At 57.9% G+C, this 23,148-nt stretch carries 14 protein-coding genes and 1 pseudogene; 13 read left to right on the top strand and 2 right to left on the bottom strand.

Annotation, left to right across the window (positions count from 1 at the left end; genetic code table 11):
• Nucleotides 1-50: 50 nt before the first annotated feature.
• Together PM3016_RS15250 and PM3016_RS15255 are read right to left on the bottom strand one after the other, a co-directional pair.
• A complete protein-coding gene (locus PM3016_RS15250; RefSeq protein ID WP_014370059.1) occupies nt 51-1,046 on the bottom strand; it encodes an inorganic phosphate transporter in 996 nt (331 codons plus the stop codon).
• A gap of 60 nt (nt 1,047-1,106) precedes the next feature.
• The gene (locus PM3016_RS15255) at nt 1,107-1,727 is read right to left on the bottom strand and encodes a DUF47 domain-containing protein (RefSeq protein WP_014370060.1); all 621 of its coding nucleotides are present in this window, start codon (nt 1,725-1,727) and stop codon (nt 1,107-1,109) included.
• 276 nt (nt 1,728-2,003) lie between these two features.
• On the opposite strand from PM3016_RS15255, the gene PM3016_RS15260 reads away from it, so the two are divergent.
• The 13 genes and pseudogenes from PM3016_RS15260 to PM3016_RS15320 all read left to right on the top strand — a co-directional run bounded on the left by PM3016_RS15260 (nt 2,004) and on the right by PM3016_RS15320 (nt 23,017).
• On the top strand, nt 2,004-3,302 hold the full coding sequence (locus tag PM3016_RS15260; RefSeq protein WP_014370061.1) for an amidohydrolase: 1,299 nt from the start codon (nt 2,004-2,006) through the stop codon (nt 3,300-3,302).
• Nucleotides 3,303-3,327: 25 nt separating this feature from the next.
• Nucleotides 3,328-3,822, top strand: a complete 495-nt coding sequence (locus PM3016_RS15265; protein WP_014370062.1) for a cell wall elongation regulator TseB-like domain-containing protein — start codon at nt 3,328-3,330, stop codon at nt 3,820-3,822.
• A 259-nt stretch (nt 3,823-4,081) separates the two neighbouring features.
• A complete protein-coding gene (locus PM3016_RS15270) occupies nt 4,082-4,627 on the top strand; it encodes a hypothetical protein (RefSeq protein ID WP_014370063.1) in 546 nt (181 codons plus the stop codon).
• Nucleotides 4,620-6,121, top strand: a pseudogene (locus PM3016_RS15275) (AAA family ATPase). Before PM3016_RS15270 ends, PM3016_RS15275 begins: the two are co-directional and overlap by 8 nt.
• A 239-nt stretch (nt 6,122-6,360) precedes the next feature.
• Complete coding sequence (locus tag PM3016_RS15280; protein WP_014370065.1) at nt 6,361-8,013, top strand: N-acetylmuramoyl-L-alanine amidase family protein; 1,653 nt, start codon at nt 6,361-6,363, stop codon at nt 8,011-8,013.
• Nucleotides 8,014-8,026: 13 nt separating this feature from the next.
• Complete coding sequence (locus tag PM3016_RS15285) at nt 8,027-8,632, top strand: GerMN domain-containing protein (protein WP_014370066.1); 606 nt, start codon at nt 8,027-8,029, stop codon at nt 8,630-8,632.
• A 48-nt stretch (nt 8,633-8,680) separates the two neighbouring features.
• On the top strand, nt 8,681-11,437 hold the full coding sequence (locus PM3016_RS15290; protein ID WP_014370067.1) for an S-layer homology domain-containing protein: 2,757 nt from the start codon (nt 8,681-8,683) through the stop codon (nt 11,435-11,437).
• A 264-nt stretch (nt 11,438-11,701) separates the two neighbouring features.
• A complete protein-coding gene (nth, locus tag PM3016_RS15295) occupies nt 11,702-12,397 on the top strand; it encodes an endonuclease III (protein ID WP_013916560.1) in 696 nt (231 codons plus the stop codon).
• Nucleotides 12,398-12,420: 23 nt separating this feature from the next.
• A complete protein-coding gene (locus PM3016_RS15300) occupies nt 12,421-12,693 on the top strand; it encodes a hypothetical protein (protein WP_013916561.1) in 273 nt (90 codons plus the stop codon).
• A gap of 68 nt (nt 12,694-12,761) precedes the next feature.
• On the top strand, nt 12,762-16,313 hold the full coding sequence (locus PM3016_RS15305; RefSeq protein WP_014370068.1) for a dynamin family protein: 3,552 nt from the start codon (nt 12,762-12,764) through the stop codon (nt 16,311-16,313).
• Between the two features lie 932 nt (nt 16,314-17,245).
• Complete coding sequence (locus tag PM3016_RS15310) at nt 17,246-19,147, top strand: ABC transporter ATP-binding protein (protein ID WP_014370070.1); 1,902 nt, start codon at nt 17,246-17,248, stop codon at nt 19,145-19,147.
• Nucleotides 19,144-20,997 carry an ABC transporter ATP-binding protein gene (locus PM3016_RS15315; protein WP_014370071.1) on the top strand — a complete coding sequence of 618 codons (1,854 nt, stop codon included), beginning with the start codon at nt 19,144-19,146 and terminating at the stop codon, nt 20,995-20,997. Before PM3016_RS15310 ends, PM3016_RS15315 begins: the two co-directional genes overlap by 4 nt.
• Nucleotides 20,998-21,607: 610 nt before the next feature.
• Nucleotides 21,608-23,017 (top strand): peptidoglycan DD-metalloendopeptidase family protein, encoded by a 1,410-nt coding sequence (locus PM3016_RS15320; RefSeq protein WP_013916565.1) that lies wholly within the window; start codon nt 21,608-21,610, stop codon nt 23,015-23,017.
• The last annotated feature ends 131 nt before the right edge of the window (nt 23,018-23,148 follow it).

The following is a 23,148-nucleotide window of genomic DNA, read 5'->3' on the forward strand; positions in this document are numbered from 1 at the left end:
ACCAAAAAGCCCGGAGCTGAAGCTCAGGGCTTTTTGGTCTGTTCCGAGTGCTACAGACTGAAGATAATCTTGTAAATCAAGTAGGCCAGAATCATCGAGATCGGGATAGTGATCACCCAGGTCATGATCATCCGGGTCACCGTCGCCCACTTGACATCATGGAACCGCATAACCGAGCCTGTTCCGATGATAGAAGACGAGATGACGTGCGTGGTGGACAGCGGCATCCCCAGGTGAGTAGAGACCTGAATGACGATGGAGGAGTTCAGGTCTGAAGCGAAGCCGTTGACCGGCTCGATCTTCAGGAGCTTCTTACTCATCGTCTTGATGATGCGCCAGCCGCCGATGGAGGTTCCGAGACCCATCGCCGTTGCCGCTGAAAGTTTAACCCAGAGCGGTACATCGAGTGTATCCTGATATCCCATCGATACGAGACCGAAGACGATAATACCCATTGCCTTCTGGGCGTCGTTGCCGCCGTGGGAGAAGGAGAGGAGACCCGCCGAGATGACCTGAAAGCTGCGGAACGTCCGGTTCAGCTTGGTCCGGGAGCTGTTCCCGCTCATGACGATGAGCTGGCGGATGATCCACATGATGATAAACCCGGTAGCAAAAGCGACCATCGGGGATAACACCAGAATAATGACGATCGAGCGGAAACCGTCCCAGTTGAGGGCGCCCATCCCTGCACCCGCAATGACCGCACCTGCAAGAGAGCCGATCAACGTGTGCGATGAGGATGACGGGATACCGTAATACCAGGTGAGCAGGTTCCAGATGATCGCCGAGATCAGGGCTGCGATAACGATATGCATGCCGTTCTCGATGGTTGCCGGGTTGGCGACCGAGCCGCCGACGGTCTTTGCCACTTCCGAGGAGAAGATGGCTCCGACAAAGTTGAGTATGGCCGCACCAAGGACGGCAACCCGCGGGCTAAGAGCACGGGTCGAAATGGAAGTGGCAATAGCGTTGGCCGTATCGTGAAAGCCGTTGATAAAGTCAAAGAGCAGCGCCAGTGCTACGATGACGATAATAGTTGTTAACATGGGTTCCTCCTAATGCTGCCGCTGGATCAAAGGGTATGGGTTGGAGTACGAACGGCTGCGTTAGGAGTAACGCAGAACTACGCTGTCGAGAATATCGGCTACGTCTTCGCAGGCATCCGTTGTTTCTTCCAGACGCTCGTACAGCTCCTTGAGTTTGAAGTCATGGTACGGGTCCTTCGGATTCATGAAGATTTCGCGGATTCCTTCGCGCATCAGACGGTCCGCCTCGTTCTCCAGGGAATTAATCTGAACCGTATGCTCGGAGAGCTGCATGTACTTCTTTTTGGCGAGAAGTTTGAAGGCGTCGAGAATGTGCTGACAGCTGGCCACGATGACCGCGGAAAATTCCTTCATATAATTATCGGAAACCGTAATGTTCAGATAGTCAAAACGGGCGATGGTCGCTTCGATGCCGTCGAGCACATCGTCAAGCTTCGTAGCCAGCACCATGATATCTTCACGGTCAATCGGCGTGATGAAAACCTTGTTCAGCCCTTTGTAGATCTGGTGTGTGATTTGGTCCCCTTTATGCTCAAGTTCTTTCAGCTGCGGGTAAAACGTCGCCGGCGGTTCGGTGCCCATGACCGCATCGCGGAACTTTTGCGCAGCATCCAGTGTATTTTCCGACGCTTTGATCAAGAGCAGCAAAAAGTCGGTGTCGTTTTTTTTGGTAAAAAGCATTGTTTTTGGCCTCCCAAGATTGTGAAAGATTGTGAAATTTACAAAAAATTAATAAATTTTTCGGGTTTTATGTAGGAAAACAGCCCAAATTCACACAAAATTAAAAATAACATACTCATGTAATGATTTGCAATCTTAGTTTGTCCTTGATGCCACATTCTCATGATTGTTAAGGGGTCCCAGAGCAAGCCCGGCCGACCTCAGTCAGCTTGATTTCTCTTCTTCCGATGTTGTACATTGAAGTCAAAGCAGTAAGGCTGCGAGAGGAGTATACAAGTGAAAAAAACGAGGATCGATAACGGTATTTTCATTACGATGAAGGAAGAGAATCCGGTGGTTACCGGTACGATGATCATGGAAGGAAGCCGGATTGTATACATAGGAGAGCCTCCTGCGGGCGAGCTTGGAGAATGTGACGAACGTGTGGACGGCAAAGGGAAGCTTTTCCTCCCCGGGTTTGTCAACACGCATGGGCATGCGGCGATGTCGCTGCTGCGCGGGTATGGGGATGACATGGCTCTGCAGCTGTGGCTTCAGGAGAAGATGTGGCCGATGGAAGCCAAATTTACGGCCGCTGACGTCCGCAGCGGGACGCTGCTTTCGATCCTCGAGATGGTTAAGGGCGGAACCACAATGTTCGTCGATATGTACGATCACATGAACGAGGTGGCGAAAGCAGTAGAGGAAAGCGGACTGCGGGCGTGCCTCACACGGGGCGTCATCGGTCTGTGCCCCCGGGAGGTACAGGATGCGAAGCTGGAAGAGGCGGTCCGCTTCGCGAAGGATTGGCATGGGGGAGCGGACGGCCGGATCACGGCGATGATGTCACCGCATGCGCCTTACACTTGCCCGCCGGATTATATTGAACGGATCGTAGCGGCTGCCCATGAACTGAATCTGCCGATTCACACGCACATGTCCGAAACCGCGCGCGAAGTCCAGGAGAACGTGGAGCAGTACGGTAGCCGTCCTGTCGCGCACCTGGAGAAGCTCGGCGTATTTTCCCGTCCGACGCTCGTGGCCCACGGCGTACATCTGACCGACGAGGAGATCGGCATCCTGAAGCAGTACGATGTCCGCGTATCCCACAATCCGAACAGCAATCTCAAGCTGGCCAGCGGTGTGGCGCGTGTGCCTGAGCTGCTGAAGGCCGGCGTTCTGGTGTCGCTGGGTACGGACGGGGCGGCAAGCAACAACAACCTGGACATGCTCGAAGAGATCAGGCTGGCCGCCTTGATTCATAAGGGCGTATCAGGCGATCCGGTAGCCGTTCCGGCATGGGATGCGCTGAAGCTGGGAACCGTCGACGGAGCGCGCTCTATCTGGCTTGAGGATGTAGGTACACTGCAGCCGGGAATGAAAGCCGACTTTATCGCCATGGATATCGACCAGCCTCACTTCTTCCCGCGGACGAATCTGATCTCGCACGTGGTGTATTCCGCCACTTCCAGAGACGTTACCGACGTATGTGTCGACGGCAGATGGCTTGTACGCAACAGGGAGTGTCTGACTTTGGATGAAGAAAAAATCATGCATGAGGCACAGGGCGCTTTCGAACGTCTGACATCCGCTTAAAGCATAGTTAAAGGAGGGAGAAGGGTTGCGCAAACGATGGAAGGTTCTTCTCCTGACGTGTGCCGCGGTCACAGCCGTGTTTGCCGGGGGCGGCGTTGTCTTTCAATCGGTCATGGAACCGGTATGGTCGGGACAGCGCCAGGCGGTGCAGGCCGCTTATGAGAAAACGGTGCTGGCCAAAGCAAACAAAGTAGAGCAGTTCGTAGGCGATGAAACCTATACCGTGATTACGGGGGAGGACAAGATCGGGCAGGGCATCTTTGTCTTCGTTGCCGGAGACAAGATCCGGACCGAGCCCGCCCCAGCAGGGATGAACGCGGAAGCGGCTGCAGCCAAGGTCACCGGGAAGGTGCCTGGAGCGGAGGTGCTCCGCGTGATGCCGGGTATTCAGAACGGTGCCCCGGTATGGGAAGTCTTCTATAAAATAGCACCGGAAGATAAGCCGGAGCAGTATTTCTATGATTATTATACATTTACGGACGGACAGCCGATCGATACCTGGAATCTGACACTTAGGTAATCCGAGCGATCATCGAAAGGCATGCGCCGTCAAGCAGAAAGGCAAGTCCGGATTCGGCCGTGACAGCTCCTGCGAAACAGACCAAGCCGCGATGGACGACGCTGATTCAGCATCTCACCGCGGCTTTTTCTGCAATTTTTAAGAAAAATTTAGGATTTTCACGATTTTTCCACACATTACATCGCCAATCGTATATATCTTGTGATATACTCTCTGTATGCCTAAGACGATATATTCTATGAAAGGGGGACGCTAGCTCATGAAGTTACGTCTCTTACCAGTCATTCTTAGTGTCCTTGTGTCGTCGTCGTTGTTGTTCGGTGGCTATTTTGCTTACCAAAGCTTTGCAATGGAGAACCCGCTGCAGAAGACCGTGTCGGGAATCAAGGGTGTCGAGCTGGTTGCGATGGATTTGAGTGGAACCTCGGCTGCGATGGAGATCAAGCTGGAGAAAGGCACATCGCTGCGTGAAGTATATCACCAGATTCAAAGTCAAGGCGGTACGGCGCTTGCCCGTAAAGATTTGAAACTGAAGGTGACCAATCCGGGCTCCGCCCGTTTGGAACAGTGGTGGTCTACTGCGCTGTTCGATATAGCCCAAGCCATGGAAACGAAGCAGTACGCACAAATTCCTGCAACATTGAAAGAAAAAGCAGCCCAGGCGGATCAGACCGGAGGTGCCATTACAGCCACCACCGAGATGGACGAGAACTATGTGTACATCACGCTGACGGACGGAGAAGCGAGCAAGTACATCATGCTGCCTCGCGCTGCTGCCAAAATGGGGGTGTGGCCTAATGAGTAAATACGGCAAAGAGATTCTGATCGGCTTTGTTCCGGTTCTCATCGTCTTTTTATTTTTCTTAATGTGAACGTGGTGCCGATCATCTTCATGTCGGTCATCCTCGGAACGTTCCTCTATATGGCCCGTGCCCGTAACGGCATGGGAGTCGGTACGGCTGAGCGCAAGACCCGCGCCCAGGCGCCTAAGCCTATGTCGTTCGAAGACATCGGCGGCCAGGAGCGCGCCAAACGTGAGCTCAAAGAAGCGCTGGACTTCCTGATCCGAGCCGAAGATATTCAGCGCCTTGGCATCCGCCCGCTGAAGGGTATTCTGCTGACAGGCCCTCCGGGAACGGGGAAGACACTGATGGCAAAGGCTTCCGCGCATTATACGAACTCGGTCTTTCTGGCCGCATCCGGCAGTGAGTTCGTAGAGATGTATGTAGGTGTCGGTGCCTCCCGGATCCGCGACCTGTTCAAGGAAGCGCGCACCCGTGCGGCCAAAGAGAACAAAGAGAGCGCCATTATCTTTATCGATGAGATCGATGTGATCGGCGGCAAGCGTGACGGCGGCCAGCACAAGGAGTATGACCAGACGCTGAACCAGCTGCTGACCGAGCTCGACGGGATTCATACGGCCGACGCTCCGCGCATTCTCATCATGGGTGCGACCAACCGGAAGGAAATGCTGGACAGCGCCCTGCTGCGTCCGGGCCGTTTTGACCGTCATATCGAAGTGGACCTCCCGGACAAAAAGGGCCGTCTCCATATATTAAACATCCACGCGAAAAATAAACCACTTGCCGACAATGTAAATTTGGAAGCCATCGCGCAGGAAACATTCCACTTTTCCGGTGCGCAGCTGGAGAGCCTGATGAATGAAGCGGCGATCTACGCCATGCGCGAAGAGTCCGATTTCATCGGCCAGCAGCACCTCTCGCTGGCAGTCGACAAAGTCATGCTCGGCGAGAAGACGGACCGCGAATCCACGAAGGAAGAGCGGGAACGCGTGGCGATGCACGAACTGGGACATGCTATTGCGGCGGAGCTGGTTCGTCCAGGATCGGTTTCGCAGGTGTCGCTGAGCCCGCGCGGCAAGGCGCTCGGCTTCGTGCGCCACAATCCGCAGGCGGATCAGTATCTTTATACGAAGCAGCACATCGAGAATCAGATCATCGTCGCGCTGGCAGGCTCCGTAGCCGAAGAAATGTTCTACGGCGGCCGCAGCACCGGTTCGCGCAACGACTTCGAGCAGGCGCTGAACATGGTCCGCACGATGATGGATTCCGGCCTTACGCGACTCGGCATCATTGACCGTGAGATGGTGACCAAGGAAGAGCTGATGAAAGAAAACGCGGCGATCCTCGAAGAGCTCACATCCACGACGCGTGCGATGCTCGAACGCCACCGCATCGTATTCGAGCAGTCCCTCGATATCCTGATTGCCGAGGAAGTGCTGTCGGGCGACCAGTTCCGCAGCCTGCTCACGAAATCGGTCACGCCTCAGATTGCCTAAAATTGAAGATAACGGAAGAAAACCGCGAAACCGCAGGCCCAGGCCGGCGGTTTCTTTGTGCTTTGCTCTTGAAACGGCCCAAAGCGAGGAAATTTGGTGAAAGTGCAACTTTTTTGAGGTTTGGTAGTCTAATATATTGGTAGATTTCGCCACATATACCCTTCGTTCTGCCGGAAGCCTCAGGCCCCCCCGGCATTCTACATAGGCAATGTCAAATTACAGGAAATAAGAGGTGCATAATGAGAGCTTTAACTGCTTGGTTCACTCTGTTGATCCTGTCGCTCTTGATGCTGCCGGCCGCAGCCGGCGCGGCGGCTCCCGCCATTAAGCTGTATATGAACGGAGTGGCGCTGAAGCCCGAGGTGGCTCCACGCATTGTGAACGAAAGCACGATTGTCCCCATTCGCGTTATCGCCGAATCGCTCGGTTCCAAGGTGGCATGGAACGAGAAGGCACGCAAGGTGACTCTGACCAAAGACGGCACGACCATTGAGCTTGTCATCGACAAGAAAGCGGCGTCCGTCAACGGCAAGGCGTTCGCTCTGGAGGCGGCTCCGGTCATCGTGGACGGCAGTACGATGCTGCCTGTCCGCTTTGTCAGCGAGCAGTTCGGCGTGGACGTGAAGTGGGACAACGAGTCGAGATCCGTATATCTGAAGAAGCCGGAAGCGCCTGCACAGGAGGTGGCGGCCGGCGGACAAGCTCCGGGCGAGAAGCCCGCGGCCGGAACTCAGGATGTCCCGGCAGGGCAGACAAGCTCCGGCACACCGGTGAAGGCGGGAGACACTCCACAAGGCGGGGAGACGGCCCAACCGGAGAGCGGGAAGGCTGCAGAGCCTCCCAAGACGGTAGAGAATCCGAAGACGGGGACCGAGGGAGCGGCTGATCCGCTGGCCCCCGGTAAGGGACAGAGTGCTGTGCCGCCAACGGGCGGCGTTCTTACCGGTGAGAAGAACGTAACGCCGGAAGAGGCACAGTCTACGGGAGAGCAAGAAGCATCCGGGCAGATCGCCACCGTACAATCCATTACGATGAACGGGGATGTGCTCAGTATCCAGAGCGATAACGGCACGCTGCTAAAGCCGGGCGTGTTCCGTCTGGCGAATCCGGAGAGGCTGATTATCGACCTCCCCGGCGCGGTTCTCGGTGACAAGCTGACTGCGAATCTGAACGGACTGAAGGAAGGCAAACTCCCCTTAACGGGAGGGACCGTTACCGGAATTCGGTATTCTCTATTTTCAAAAGAAGATTCTATCGTTAGAATAGTACTAGATTTGTCCCAGCGCTCTGATCTGAGTCTGGCCGCGGGGGCCAAGCCCGGCGAGCTGACCGGCAAAATCGTGCCGGGCAAGACGCGCTTCCGCGTGGTGATCGATGCGGGCCATGGAGGCAAGGACAGCGGCGCGATCTCCATTCAGAAACGCAAGGAGAAGGATTACGTATTACAGCAGGCACGCAAAATTGCGGACCTGCTCAAAACGGATTCCCGTCTGGAAGTAATCATGACCCGCTCCGACGATACGTTCATCGAGCTGGGCGGCCGGGCCGATCTGGCGAATGCCGCACAGGCGGATCTGTTCGTATCCATTCACGCCAATACCGCCGGCAAAGAAAGCATCCGGGGGACCGAAACGTACTATTACACCGAGCAGAGCCGCGAGTTTGCGGGGCTGATCCACAAGTACCTGCTGGAGGCGACCGGGTTTCCGGACCGGAAAGTAAAGCAGGAGCGCTTCTATGTCATCCGCAATACGGTTATGCCTTCCGTGCTGCTTGAAGTCGGGTTTCTTTCGAACACCACGGACGAAGCGCAGCTGTATCAGGACGAATTCCAGAACCGGGTCGCCGCGTCCATCGTTGCTGCCATCAAGAAGCAGTTGAATCTCGACTAAGGAGTGGGTAACGATGCAACAATCATGGCTGAAAGTGACGGCAGCGGCGGCTATCGCCGTACTCCTGGCCGCAGGCTGCGGCCAGAAGGCGCCGCTTTCGGGTGAAGCGCCGGTAACTCCACCCCAGAATGCGGCAGCGCCGGCTCCGGCCGCGGAGCCTGGGCCGCAGGGGAATACCACGACGGAACCGGCCAAGGAGACTCCGAAGCCGGAGCCGAAGACGGAAGAGAAGCAGCTGACGATCAAAGCCTACTTCAGTGATGCACAGCTGGAGAAGCTCGTGGAGAAGAGCGTGAAAGTCACGTACCAAGCGGACAAGGACAAGTATCTCGCCGCGCTGAACAGCCTGAAGAAGGCGCCGGATGCGGAGACGATAACCTTGTTCAAAGGATTCACCTTCAAAAAAGCCGAACTGAAAGAGGGCCTGCTGACCGTCGATTTGTCGATGGGAGAAGAGAGCCGTCTCGGTTCCGGCGGGGAAGAGCTGCTGCTGCAGGCGCTCCAGAAAACCCTGTTCCAATTCGAGGAAGTGGGAAGCATAGATGTGCTTCTGGACGGCAAACCGGCCGACAGCCTCATGGGGCACATGGAGCTGCCGCACCCAATCAAGCGGCCCTAGATTGAAATGAAAGTGCAAGCGGCATTAGACTGAGAGGAGCCATACACGATGAGCAAGAAACATAACCAAGCGCGCAGGCTGGCAGCCGCCGTACTGGCTTTGACGCTGGCGGTGGGCAGTCCGGCATACGCTGCGGAAACTTCTGCGGAAGGAAGCTCCGCGGCAGCGGCCGACACGGCCTCTCAGCGGTTCTCGGACGTGAGCGCCGAGCACTGGGCGATCAAGCATATTACGAAGCTGTCGGCTCTCGGGATTATCGAAGGCTATGAGCGCAGGGAATACCGCCCGGAGAACTCCGTCACCCAGCAGGAAGTGGTTGTGATGGCGCTCCGGATGATGGGACTGGAGTCCGAGGTCCAGAAGAATAAAGCGGAGACGGTGCTTCCTGTAGCCGTAAGCGACTATGCGAAGCCTTATATCGCCTATGCGTTCGACAAGGGGCTGATTCTTCCTTCGGAAGAAGTGGAGGCCACTCCGGCTAAGGCGACGTGGGGAACCAAGGAGGCGACCCGGGAGTGGGTGGCCAAGCTGGTGATCCGCGCCATCGGCAAAGAGCAGCTGGCGGAAGATCTGGAAGGCGAAAGCTCATCCTTCAACGATGCAGAGGATAACTCCGAATGGGCCGGCGGCTATATTAATGCGGCCGTCTCCCTGAAGATCGTGCAGGGCTTCGAGGACGGCGGGTTCAAGCCGCAGGGCAAGGTAACCCGGGCCCAGATGGCGACGTTCCTCAGCCGGGCGGACAAGGAGATGGTCAGCCGTCCGAAGAACATCGTGACAGGCTATGTGCTTGAACTTACCGACCGGAAGCTGAAGCTCCTGAACGCAAATGAAGAGACGGTCGAATATACCGTGTCTTCCGATACGGTCGTATATAATGCGAAGGACGATTCCCGGATTGCCCTGTCGAACATCAAGCTGACCAATGAAGTCTATTTGGTGGTCAAGGGCAATGCGGTATCTTATATGGAGCTTACGAACGAGGAACAAAAGCTCGAGACGTTCGAAGGCACGCTGAGCAAGCTGTATCTGGATCAGATGATGGTTTCCCTCCAGCAGGGCAACCAGGATACCCTGTACAAGCTGGCTGAGAATGTGGCCGTTACAGACTCGGAAGGGCGGGGTCTCAGCCTGAGCTCTGTTGTTCCAGGGACGATTGTGGAGCTCAAGCGCAACACGCTGCTCAAGGAAGAGAACATTTCCCTGATCGTGGTGAAGCAGCTTCCGATCAGCAAGACCGCGGAAGGCACCATTCTGAGCATCGAAGCGGACAAGGGGACGATCTCGTTCCAGGAGAATGCTTCCGGCCTTCCGGAGAACTACGGCATCTCGCTGCAGACCTCGGTGAAGACGGCTGACGGGGCGGCTTCGGACATAACGAAGCTGCGGGTAGGAGACAATGTTACCTACGAGATCAAGGATAATGCACTGATGAATATCACGATCCGCAAGCAGGCGGATTACGGCCAAAGCGTGCAGGCTACCATGACGAGCCTGAACGAAGACAAGACGATTCTTACCGTGAGCAAAAGCGGCGAGGGCCTCGGCGCTTACTACATAGCGGACAATGTGGCCGTCACCATCGACGGACTGCAGAACGCGTCCCTCTATGATCTCGAATCCGGTGATGAACTGAAGCTGGAGCTGCTCAACGATAAAGTCGTAGGGATCACCGTAACTTCGCGTTCGATCAAGCAGTATATTTACGCGAGTATTATTGGGTACGATGCCGATACCAAAGCCTTAATGATCAATTCCGAGGCAGGTGTCGGGGCGTTCAAGCTGACCGAGAATACGTCGATCCGATACCAAGGGTCGAAAATTGATCTGAGCCAATTTCAGACCGTCTTCATCGGCAGCTCCACCAGCTCCAATTCGAGAAAATCCCGAGTGGACCTCAAAGTATCGAAGGACAAGGTCGTCTCCATCGAAAATACGCAGTATGTGGACGGGACGATCACCCAGCTGACCAACAACAGCAACATTGCGAACGATCTTACCATCCGTACGGCGGGCGGTCAGAACCTGACCTTCAAGGTCAATAACGGTACGCCGGTCGAAGTGGAAGGGAAGACAACCGCAACGCTGGGCGACCTGAAGGTAGGCGATCTTGTGCGCGTGACGCCGACCTTCGCGCAAGATTATGTAACGAAGATCTCCTCGCTGAAGTCCGGGGTGTACAAGGTGCTTTTGACCAATGCAACTTCCCGTGAAGTGCAGGGCAAGGACGCAAGCGGCAAGACCGTCAAGTTTACGATCGAGAACGACGACAAGATCTACAATCCGGGTCAGGCATCGCATACCTTCAGCCAGATCGGCATCGACGAGTACATCACGGCTACCATTGTCGGAACCAAGGTGGACAGCGTGACGATCCAGAACGCGCAGCGGGGCAAGGTGACCGGAGTGGATGCGGCGGCGGGCACCGTGACACTGCAGGCTTTTGGTGGCGCCGTACAGGTCGTTAACGTCGGAACGGGAGCCAGCGTCAAGCAGGGAGCGGCAGTAATCGGCACGCTCGGCTCCGTGAAGCCGAACGACCGGGTCGAGATCCGCAAGGACGAGAGCGGCAAGTACGTCATCGAACTGGCATCCGTCAGCAAACGGACGGTGAGCGGCTACGACAGCGTCCTGAAGCAGATGGTGTTCAAGGCCGGTACGAATAACGAGAAGACGAACTACAACCTGTTCACCAAGGCGTACCTGCACAAGGGCAGCGAAACGGTGGCGGCAGGCTCCTTCAAGGCTGATGAAGAAGTGAATGTGTACGTGATCGACGACAAGATCTTCGAACTGGAGAAATAAACACAGCCCTGATTCTTTCTTAAAATTTTCTTAGGAATGAAACTTTTTTAACCTGAGATCGTCTGTGTTAAAAGGAGGAAGCTCCCGATGCGCAGGCGGTCTTTTTCCTATGGGGAAGACCGGTGTTGTACGGCTGCGGGGTTCTCCTCAAAAAATAAAACTTCGTTTTTCGTAAAAAGTTCGTATTTTGTCGGCATTAGTCATTGATTACGCAGGAACGATTCGGTAAACTGAAAGAAACAAACGGAACAGGAGAGGGAACGATTGAACAATGCTCAAGCCAGAGTAATTCTAGACACCATCGCCGACATGTTCCCGGATGCTCACTGTGAGCTGAACCACTCCAATCCGTTTGAGCTTACAATTGCCGTTCTGCTGTCCGCGCAATGCACGGACGAGACGGTGAACAAGGTGACCGCTACGTTATTCAGCAAATACCGGAAGCCGGAGGATTATCTCGCCGTTCCCCTGGAGGAGCTCGAGCAGGATATCCGGCGGATTGGATTGTACCGCAACAAGGCGAAGAATATTCAGGCCCTCTGTGCCATCTTGTTGGACAAGTACGATGGGGAAGTGCCTCAGGAGCATGAGAAGCTCGTAGAGCTTCCCGGCGTCGGCCGCAAAACCGCCAATGTGGTGGTGTCGAACGCCTTCGGCGTTCCGGCGATCGCTGTGGACACGCACGTCGAACGGGTGTCCAAGCGTCTTGGCTTCGCGGCCCACAAAGATTCCGTGCTCGAAGTGGAGAAGAAGCTGATGAAGCGGGTTCCCCGCGAAGAATGGACGGATACGCACCATCGTCTCATCTTCTTCGGACGCTACCACTGCAAAGCGCAGAATCCCAAATGCGGGGAATGTCCTCTGCTGGATTTGTGCCGCGAAGGAAAAAAACGTATGAAAACGAACTCGAGTAGGAAACCTATACCAAAAGCGAAATCAAGCAAGACGGCGACAGTTTGAAAAAAGAAAGGACAGGATAAGCAATGAAATGTATTTCTGTGTACACCAGTGATTTTGAGGTATTCTCCGATATTTACGAGAAAGTGCTCCAAACCCCTCTCGAGGAGAACGAAGAAAAGCAGGTAGAAGGCATTACGGTATCGGAGTCGGGCAGTGTGCCGGAGAACTACCTTATCCGGATGAAGCAGCGTCCTGAAGTGGTGGTCATGAAGGTAAAGGACCGCGACATTACGATCCTGCAGCACCGTGACGTGTTCGAAATTTTTATCCCGGAAACGGAAAATATGGTACACTAAAACCGAAGCGATTCGGTTTTTTTGTTTTTTAGAGATAAACGAGAACAAGAACGGGGCAGGAGAGACGCATGACGACTGGCAGAACGGCGGGCGAGACCGCCTTGAAGGACAAGGAAGCTGAACTGGGAAGTGTAGAAAAGAAGGGCATGGCGGGCGACCCGGCGATGCGGGAGGCAGTCCGCACCTTGCTGGGCAAGGTAGAGCAGGCGGGTGACGAGGAGAACGCACGCAAGCTGAAGCAGCTGCTGGCCAAGGCGGAGAGCGGACGGCTCTATTTGGCGTTCTGCGGGCACTTCTCCGCAGGCAAATCGAGCCTGATCAACCGGTTGTGCGGGCACCAGCTCCTTCCCTCTTCGCCCATCCCGACGAGCGCGAATATCGTGTCGATCGTCTCGGGCGAAGCCGGGGCGCGCGTAATCTACCGGGAGCTGGGAGAGGGCGGGTCCCCGAAGGTGGACCGCGTCGCCTTGGAGGATCTCGCGGAACACTGCCGCAACGGCACGGATATCGAAACGGTGGAGATCGCCTACCCGATCCCGCTGCTTGGGGAAGCGGCTGCGCTGCTCGATACGCCGGGGATCGATTCCACCGACGATGCGCACCACCTGGCGACGGAGTCGGCGCTGCATTTGGCCGACGTGGTGTTCTATGTCATGGATTACAACCACGTCCAATCGGAGATTAACCTTTCGTTCACGAAGAAAATGACGGAGTGGGGCAAGCCGCTCTACCTAATCATCAACATGGTCGACAAGCACCGGGAGCAGGAGGTGTCACTGGAGGCCTATCGCGACGGGGTGCGGGAGGCATTCGCCTCCTGGGGTGTCCGGCCGGACGGTATCGTCTACACGTCGGTGAAGGTGCCGGATCATCCGGCCAGCCAGTGGAACCGGCTCGATTGGCTGCTCCGGGAGCTGATCTCCCTGCGGGAGCCGCTCGTGAACCTAAGCCTGGAGAAGTCCGCCAAAGCGCTGGCCGGCGCCCATGCCGCCAAAATGGCGGAGGCAAACGAGCCGGCGAAGGACGCCATCCGCGCACAGCTCGAGGAAGGCGGCGTCGACATCGCTGCCCCACAGGCGGAGCTGGAGCGCCTGGCGGCTGAGCTCGCCAGGCTCGAGGAGATGCCGCGCATGCTCGACGCGGCCCTGCGCAAGGATGTGGCGGCGGTGCTCGACAACGCCAACATTACCCCGGCGGTGACGCGCGATCTTGCGCACGCCTATCTCGAGAGCCGCCGGCCGGGCTTCAAGGTCGGCTGGTTCGGCAGTGCCGCGAAGACGCAGGCCGAGCGCGAGGCGCGGCTCTCTGCGCTGCACAAAGACTTCGCGTCGCAGCTTGAGACGCAGGTTGAACGGCATGTGCAGCAGGCGGTGAAGTCGAGGCTGGAGGGGCAGGGACTGCCCTTGGCCCAGGTGACGGAGGCGGCCGACCGCATTCATGCGGAAGTGACGCCGGCCTGGCTGGCGGCGCAGGTCAATGAGGCCGCCTCGTTCGGCGGAGAGTACACGCTGACGTACTCGAAGGGCATTTCGGCGGAGGCGAAGGCGCTCTACCGCCAAGCCGCGCTTGCGGCCGGCGAAGAGCTGATCGCGCAGCTGGACGCCGCGCTGCAGGAGCCGCGGGCGGTCCTGCGCGGGCAGGCTTGCGGAGCTCCAGGCGCGCCTCGGCGGCCTGCGCGAGCTCGATGCGCTCGCCGCGGCCGAGGCGGCCTACGGCACCGCGCGCAGCTGCGCCAGCCGGCGGAGCGCCTGCGGGCGGCCGCGGGCGAGCTGGACGGCACCGCCGCGCTGGCGAGCATCCGGCGCTCGCTGCTCGATAAGGCTGAGCGCCTAGGGCAGGACCGGTTCACGATCGCGCTGTTCGGCGCGTTCTCGGCGGGCAAGTCCTCGTTCGCGAATGCGCTGATCGGGCAGCGGGTGCTGCCGGTGTCGCCGAACCCGACGACCGCGGCGATCAACAAGATCATGCCGCCGGCGCCAGAAGCGGGCTGGCCGCACGGCACGGCCAAGGTGCGGATGAAGAGCCGCGAGCGCCTGCTCGACGACGTAGTGTACTCGCTCGGCGTGCTCGGCATTCACGCCGAGGGAGAGAAGGCGGCGCTGGAGGCGGCGAAGGGGCTGCAGCCGGCCCAAATCCCGGGCAAAGGCAAGCCGCACTACGCTTTTCTGAAGGCGGTCGAGAAGGGCTGGTCTGAGATGAGCCCGAAGCTCGGAGAAGAGCTCAAGGTATCCTCCGATGAATTCGGCGCCTATGCGGCGGAGGAATCCCGTTCCTGCTTCGTCGAGGAGATCGAGCTCTACTACAATAACCCGCTTACAGAGCAGGGCGTGGTGCTTGTCGACACGCCGGGAGCGGACTCCATCAATGCGCGCCATACCGGCGTGGCCTTTGAATATATCAAGAACGCGGATGCGATTCTGTTCGTCACTTATTACAATCACGCCTTCTCGCACGCCGACCGGGAGTTCCTGCTCCAGCTTGGCCGGGTGAAGGACAGCTTCGAGCTTGACAAAATGTTCTTCATTGTCAATGCCGCGGACCTGGCCTCTTCTCCGGAGGAGCTCGAGGGGGTTGTCTCGCACGTGGAGAGCAATCTGCTGCAGCACGGCATCCGTCACCCGCGGATCTACCCGCTGTCGAGCTATTATGCGCTGCAGGGCAAGCTTGCAGGCGATGCGGAAGCCGTGGAAGAGACGGGCATCCTCCGCTTTGAGCGGGAGTTCGTGCGCTTCACGTTCGGCGAGCTGACCGAGATGGCGGTGCGTGCCGGCGATGCGGAAGTGAAGCGGGCCGCCGACGTGCTGAGCTACTTCATGGAGCGGGCTACGGCGGACGCGTCGGAGAGGGAGCGCGAAGCGGCCCAGCTGCGCGAATCGCTCAGCGGTGCGCTGAGAAGGCTCGAGTCCCCGGAGCTGGAAGCGGAGCAGCGCGAGCTCGCCAAGGACGTGGCGGAGCTGCTGTACTATGTGAAGCAGCGTACGACCTACCGGTTCGGCGAGCTGTTCAATCATGCGATCAACCCGGCGGTATTCCGGGAGGACAACCGGGACCCGAAGGCGATCCTCGTGTCCGCCTGGGAAGATCTACGCCGGATGATCACCTTCGATCTGACCCAGGAGGTGCTCGCCACCACGCTGCGCATCGGCAACAAGGTCAACGCGCTGCTGAAGGGGGCGGAACAGGCTTGGGCGGAGGAGGTGCGCCGGGGCGGGATCGATTCCTTCGAAGCCTCGGAATTCCGGGCGATGGAGCTGAAAACGCCGGAGCTGACAGCCCAGCTGAAGGTAGAGATCACCGCCAAATGGCTCGGGGGCTTCTTCAAGAACGCGAAGCAGTTCTTCGAAGGCGAAGGGAAGGCCCAGCTGCGCAAGGAGCTCGAAGCGCTGCTCGTCGCGCCTATGACCGCCTTCGCGGAGGAGCAGACGCAGACGCTGCAGGCGGTGTACGCCGCGCAGCTGCAGGAAGGCGCCGCAGAGCGTGCCGAAGCGATGCGGCAGGCACTGCAGGAGCATGCCGGCGGCCTGCTTGAGGCGCTCGAAGCGAAGGTCGACCTGCCGGCGCTGCGGGCGAAGCATACGCGGCTGCTGCAGTGCCTGGAGCCGCAGAAGTCGAAGGCGTAAACGGTGAAGCCGGCGGTATGAGGCATGGGGGGAGGTGGGTATCGACCGCCTTCTCCACTGCCGCCCGCACCACGGACTCGCATTGAAATAGGGCCAGCACGCGAGTTTCATCCGCACAGGATGAAATAAAGGAACGGAGATGCCTTATTGGTGTGTTTTTCGTGCCTGCGCGGCGGAAAACGAAACTCTGGTGCGCTATGGGACGATTTTGCATGAGAAATCGGCCTCTGACCAGGAATAGCTATTTTCGTGTTCACCCAGGAGTGTTACACAGTTGCATCAAGCTTATGGAGTATGGACATCAGCCGGCGGAGACATCCGTCGGCTTTTTGCCTTGCTCCGGAAAGGGAGCAGCTGGTCGAAATTCTCTTCAAGTCAGCATTGGGTATGCTTGTATTTCACTCAACGCCCGTTCGTCAACTCTGAAGTTTCATGCCTGAAGTAGGACCGGAAAGCCCTTCTTCCACGCCTGCCGCAAAAGGTGAAGAAGCAGCCCTGCATTTTGCCTGCTTTTCCCCCTTTTCCAGCGGTCACAAAATCGCCTAAGTTTTCGTGAAAGGGTTTACAATCAGACGATTCCGCATGATTTCGGTGAAAAAGATGGGCTCAGTTATCCAAATGAGAAGATATGAAGAAATATCTGGAATAGAACTCGATTATGGAGGCGTTCTCTGTTGCCGCTCCCAAGCGATGGTGCTACACTTCAACTCATAGCTGAAACGCTTCAATCGGCACGGTACTCTGGAGTCCGGGCGTCCTTTTTCATGCCTGTCGGCGCTTTGGGGAAGCGACGGAAACCGTACGTACGGCACGTAAGCTCCGCGGCTGAAGTTGAGGCCGCCGATTCACAGACACACGGTATGCGGCAGGGGTTTTGATTCCTTCGGCGATGGCTGCCGGATGGGGCGAACCCCGGGAGAAGGAGGGTCTCCATGAATGTATTTAGGCAGCTGAAGGAGTATTACTGGTCGGAACGAAGGTTTCTGCTGATCTCGGTGCTCAGCCTTATGACGGCGACGGCACTGGGGCTCGTGTATCCGAACCTGCTCCGGTATCTCATCGACGATGTGATCGGAGCGAAGCAGTATGATATGGTGCCGCTGCTGGCCCTGGCGGTGTTCGGCGTCATGGCGGTCAAGGCGGGGTTTCAGTATCTTCACGGCACAACAAGCGCGCGGCTCGGCAACATGACTGCGTTCAACCTGCGGGCAGCCTTGTACCGGAAGCTGCAGTACCTGTCTTTTCCGTACTATGACAAGGCGCGCACTGGGGATTTGATGTCCAGGCTGACGGCCGATCTTCAGGCGGTACGGGATTTTGTCGGCTTCGGTTTCGTGCAGATTCTAAATGTGGTGACGATGCTTCTGTTCGGTGTGATTATGATGTTCACGATCAACTGGGAGCTCGCGTTGTATACGATGGCCACCATGCCGCTGCTCGTGTTCACTGCGATCCGCTTCGAGGGCAGGATTCACCCGGCCTTCCGGACGCTCCGGCAGTCGATGAGTACGCTGACGACTTCCGTACAGGAGAACATTACGGGGGTGCGCACCGTCAAGTCGTTCGCCAGAGAACCGCACGAGATCGATAAGTTCTCCCGGCGCAATGACGAATACAAGATCAATAATATGGCGACAGCTGGCATTTGGGCCAAATATTTTCCGCTGATGGAGCTTTTCGCCAATCTCAGTGTGGTGATTCTGCTGGGGCTTGGCGGATGGATGGTCATCCGGGGAGAGCTGTCGCTGGGGGAGCTTGTCGCTTTCTTCAGCCTGATCTGGTATATTATCGGGCCGATGTGGGGGATCGGGTTCCATATCAACAACTTCACCCAGTCCAAGGCGGCCGGTGAGCGGCTGCTCGAAATTCTTCATCATTACGTGCATGTCAAGGACAAGGAGAATGCGCTTCCACTTCGAGATGAGGAAGTCCGGGGACATGTGCGCTTTGAGAATGTCAATTTTGCGTATACCGAGAATCAGCCGGCGCTTAAGGATTTCAATCTGGATGCTCCGGAAGGGAAAGTCATCGGGCTCCTGGGGGGCACGGGCTCCGGCAAATCCACGGTGATTCAGCTGCTCCTGCGGGCCTATAATGTCAAAGACGGACGCATCACGCTTGACGGACGGGATATCCGCGACGTGACGCTGGAGAGTCTGCGCAGCCAGACGGCGATCGTGTTCCAGGAGACATTCCTGTTCTCGTCCTCGATCCGCGGGAATATCGCATACGGCGTCAAGGAAGTCACGATGAGCGAGATTATCAAGGCTGCCAAGCTGGCCAAGGCGCATGATTTTATCATGGAGCTGCCGCTCGGGTACGACACCATTGTCGGCGAACGGGGGCTGGGGCTCTCGGGCGGACAGAAGCAGCGGATCGCGATCGCAAGAGCGCTGCTCAAGAATCCGAAAATCCTCATCCTGGACGATGCGACAAGCGCCGTCGACATGGAGACGGAGCACGAGATCCAGCGCGGCTTCCAGGAGGTCATGAAGGGACGGACGACATTCATCATCGCCCACCGGATTTCTTCGCTGAAGCATGCCGACGAAATTATTGTGCTGGACAAAGGCCGCGTCGTCCAGCGGGGGACACATGCCGAGCTGATGGCTCAGGAGGGGCCGTATCTCGATACATACCGCATCCAGTTCGCGGACGGACCGGCAGAGGAAGTGGGCAGCGGAGATGAAATGAACGCGCGATCTTCTGCTTGTCCTCCGTCCGAACCGGTTCCGGGCGTCATGCTGCGCGAAGGGGTCCCCGGGGATCCTGCCGGCCGTGAAGTGGCGGCATCGGTGCATGGCGAGGTCAAAGGAAGGGGGCTCATCCATTGAGCGGACAGTCAGAGCAGGCAGACCGCGGTCTTTGCGGCGAGAAGGCCGCCGAAGAGACGGTGAACCGGTTCGTCTACCAGGACGACGAAGAACTCGATAAGGGCTTTGACTGGGTGCAGGTCAAACGTCTCAGCAAATACATGAAGCCTTACGCCAGGCAGCTGGTGCCGATCATGATCGTCATGATGTGTGTCGGCGGCATCACGAAGCTGCTCAATCCTCTCCTCATCGCGTATGCGATCGACCATGCTTTGAAGGAGAAGGACGGTACCACCTTGTTATACTGCGTGCTCGGCATGCTCGGTCTTTATATCATCCAATGGGCGGCGAACGCCTATCGTATCCGTTTTACGAATATGATCGGTCAGCGTATCATCTATGATCTGCGGCATGACTTGTTCAGCCACATTCAGCAGCTGTCGTTCCGCTTTTTCGACAAGCGTCCGGCGGGTTCGATCCTCGTGCGGATCACGAACTATGTCAATTCGCTGCAGGACCTGCTCACCAACGGGGCCGTGAACCTGATGATCGACTGCGTGCAGCTCGTCGGTATTATCGTGATTCTGCTCATCTACAACGTGAAGCTGGGTGCGGCGATCATCGTCACGGTACCGATCATGTTCCTGATCTCGACGAAGCTGCGGGTGAGAATCCGCCGGTCCTGGCAGGTCGTGTCGACCAAGACGTCCCGGATCAACGCACACCTGAACGAGTGCATCCAGGGCATCAAGGTGACGCAGGCGTATACGCAGGAGAAGCCGAATATGGCTTACTTCGAGCTCATGAACAAGGACAACCATAAGGCGTGGACCCGGGCTTCGAATCTCAATCAGTCCTTCAACCCGATCATCGAGGTCACCGGGGCGATCGGCTACTGTATTCTGTTCTGGTTCGGGGCGCACCTTATCCAGGCCGGCGAGATTACGATCGGGGTGCTCGTCGCTTTCGCCACGTATATCGGACATTTCTGGGAGCCCATCAACCGGCTGGGGCAGATGTACTCGCAGATGCTGATTGCCATGGCCTCTTCGGAGCGGATTTTTGAGTTCATTGACGAGCAGCCGAATGTTGCCGAGCGGCCGGCCGCGAAGGATCTGCCTCCGATCCGGGGAGATATCGACTTCAAGGGCGTCGAGTTCGAGTATGAACCGGGACGTCATGCGCTGAAGGGCATCGATCTGCAGGTCAAGGCGGGTCAGTCGATCGCACTTGTAGGGCATACGGGCTCGGGTAAAAGCACGATCATCAACCTGCTGTGCCGGTTCTATGACGTCACTTCGGGCAGCATCAAGATCGACAGAACGGATATCCGCGACGTGACGATCCAGAGCCTGCGTTCGCAGGTCGGCATCGTGTTGCAGGATACGTTCATCTTCTCGGGCACGATCCGCGACAACATCCGATTCGGGCGGCTGGACGCGACGGACGAGGAGGTCGAAGCGGCCGCGAAAGCGGTGCGTGCGCACGAGTTCATTACCTCCCTGCCGCAGGGCTACGATACCGAGGTGCAGGAGAGGGGCAACGTGCTGTCGATGGGACAACGGCAGCTGCTCTCCTTCGCCCGCGCGCTGCTGGCCGACCCGCGGGTGCTTATCCTCGACGAGGCGACGGCGAGCATTGATACGGAGACGGAGCTGAAGATCCAGGAGGCGCTGAAAACACTGCTCGCCGGCCGGACCTCGTTCATCATCGCGCACCGGCTGTCGACGATCCGCCATGCCGATCACATCCTCGTGCTCGATCACGGCCGGGTGATGGAGGAGGGCGACCACGACGCGCTGATGAAGCATCAGGGCATCTATCACGGCCTGATCCAGGCGCAGTACCGCCTGCTGCAGGAAGCCGGCTAGGTCGCGGCGGCATACGGGCAGGGCTGGCCGCAGCGTCAGCTCTGCTGCTGCATGGCGGGGGGCCGGTTTGCACGTGTCTCGAACGCGGAATATCCGTGCTAAACAGCGCGCAAAGGCTCGCTGCGTCCGAATAGCACGGAAAATCCGTGCTAACCAGCTCGCAAACGCGCGCAGTGTCCGAATAGCACGGAAAATCCGTGTTAGTGGACCGAATCTCAGCGCTGCACCGGAATCGCACGAAGTCACCTTTTCCCATCCGCATTGAACAAGCTGCACTTTACCCCCGCCCGGTCCGAAAGCATGTCGCCGGGCGGGGCTTTTTTTTCGTGCCCCCCAATCCGTGCTCCGCTCATCCGACGCACAGTCGGTCACCCCGCTTCCGCCCGCATTCCAGCTGGCTTTCTCAGCCGTTCCCTTCCCGGCGGTCCGTGCGCCCCCTTGCCTTCGAAGCCGCCTCCCCGCCTGACACCGAGCGGCCTTTTTGCGCAAATATTGTCCTATCTCCTCCTTGCGGGCATATACATGGGAGGGGCTGAGCGAACGGGACGCTCCGCCCGGCCGCCTGCTGCGCAAACAGCGGGGGACCATAACAGATGAGGAGGGATGGACGTTGAATCAGCGTGGAGCTGCAGGCAAGGGGCCACGGAAACTGCTTCAATGGGCCGCGGCCTTGACTGTGATCGTGACGTTAGTTCTCTCGGGCAGATGGTTCGCGGCCGCCGGCTCCGAGCCCTTGTATGATGTGATCCTGGACGGAGAGCGGATAGGTACGGTGTCCAGTCCCCAGGCCGTAAGGGCCTGGAGGGACGAGCGTTATGAAGGGCTTGACCGTGGTGCACAAGGGCGCGAAATCTCTTCGAACCTGGAGCGGCTCCTTTTCGTGAAGAGGGAAGCCTTCTTCGAAGGTGCGGAGGACAGCAAGGTACTGGCGGCCCTCGGCCGAAAACTGCAGATTGTCGTTCATGCGGTGGAAATTCGCGTAGACGGCCGGATTGCCGGCACCGTCAGCGATATGGAGACCGCTTTTTCTATTTTGGAGAAGGTGAAAGCGCCTTATGTGGCGCAGGCTGCTGCGGCGGCTCCCGGTGCAGGCCTAACGGCAGGCTTCGAGGAGAAGGTCGAGCTGACAAAGGTGCCGCTGGAGCATCAGCCCGGCGGGGGAAGGGCTCCGGCAGCGGACGAATCGGACACCCTGCTGGCCAAGCTCGTCCAAGGAGAGGAGCAGCCCTTCGTGTACAAGGTGGTGCGGGGGGACTGCCTTTCTCTGATCGCCGTCCGGCACGGCGTTACGCTGGAGGAGATCCGGCGGCTGAACCCGCAGGTGAAGGGGGATGCCATCCGGATGGGAGACGAGCTGACGCTCAGCCGGCCGAAGCCGCTGCTGACCGTCCGCGTCGAAGCCGTGCATTCGCAGCAGGTTCCTGTTCCCAGCGGAGTCCGGTATGTGAGCGATGCGGAGATGAAGAAGGGCGAAGTCCGTGTGGCCTCGGAAGGGGCTCCGGGACTGAAGCGGGTGACCTACCGGACGGTGACGCTGAACGGGGCGGCGGCCGAGGTGCGTCCGCTCGGCGAGACGGAGGTGGCCGCTCCGGTGCCTGCCGTGGTGATCCGCGGCACGAAGACGGTCAGCGGGCAGGGCAGCGGGCGTTTTACCGTGCCGGTGCTGGAGGCCAAGGTGACCAGTGTCTTCGGCCGCCGCTGGGGACGGACGCACAAGGGGACCGATCTGATCTCGGACAGGCGGGAGATTCTGGCTTCGGACGGGGGGACGGTTTCGTTTGCCGGGTGGAAGTCCGGATACGGGCATACGATCATGATCGACCACGGGAACGGGTACGAGTCGCTCTACGGGCATTTGAGCCGGATCGGGGTGAAAGAAGGGGAAGCGGTGGACAAAGGGGAGAAGATCGGCGTCATGGGAAGCTCCGGCCAGTCGACCGGGGTGCACCTGCACTTCGAGATCCGCCGCCATGGCGAGCAGCTCAATCCGCTGCGGTATGTCAGCGTTCCGGCGGCGTGATCTTTATAACGACCGTCCCCCGTCCCATCGGGGGCAAGTTTGCAAATCGGTGCGAGAACCGCTACTCTAAAAACAGATATAGGGCCTGCCGGTATGCGCGGGTCCGAAGCTCCTAAGAGATGGGGGAAAAT

It is taken from the genome of Paenibacillus mucilaginosus 3016 (assembly GCF_000250655.1).
Taxonomy (GTDB): Bacteria; Bacillota; Bacilli; order Paenibacillales; family NBRC-103111; genus Paenibacillus_G; species Paenibacillus_G mucilaginosus.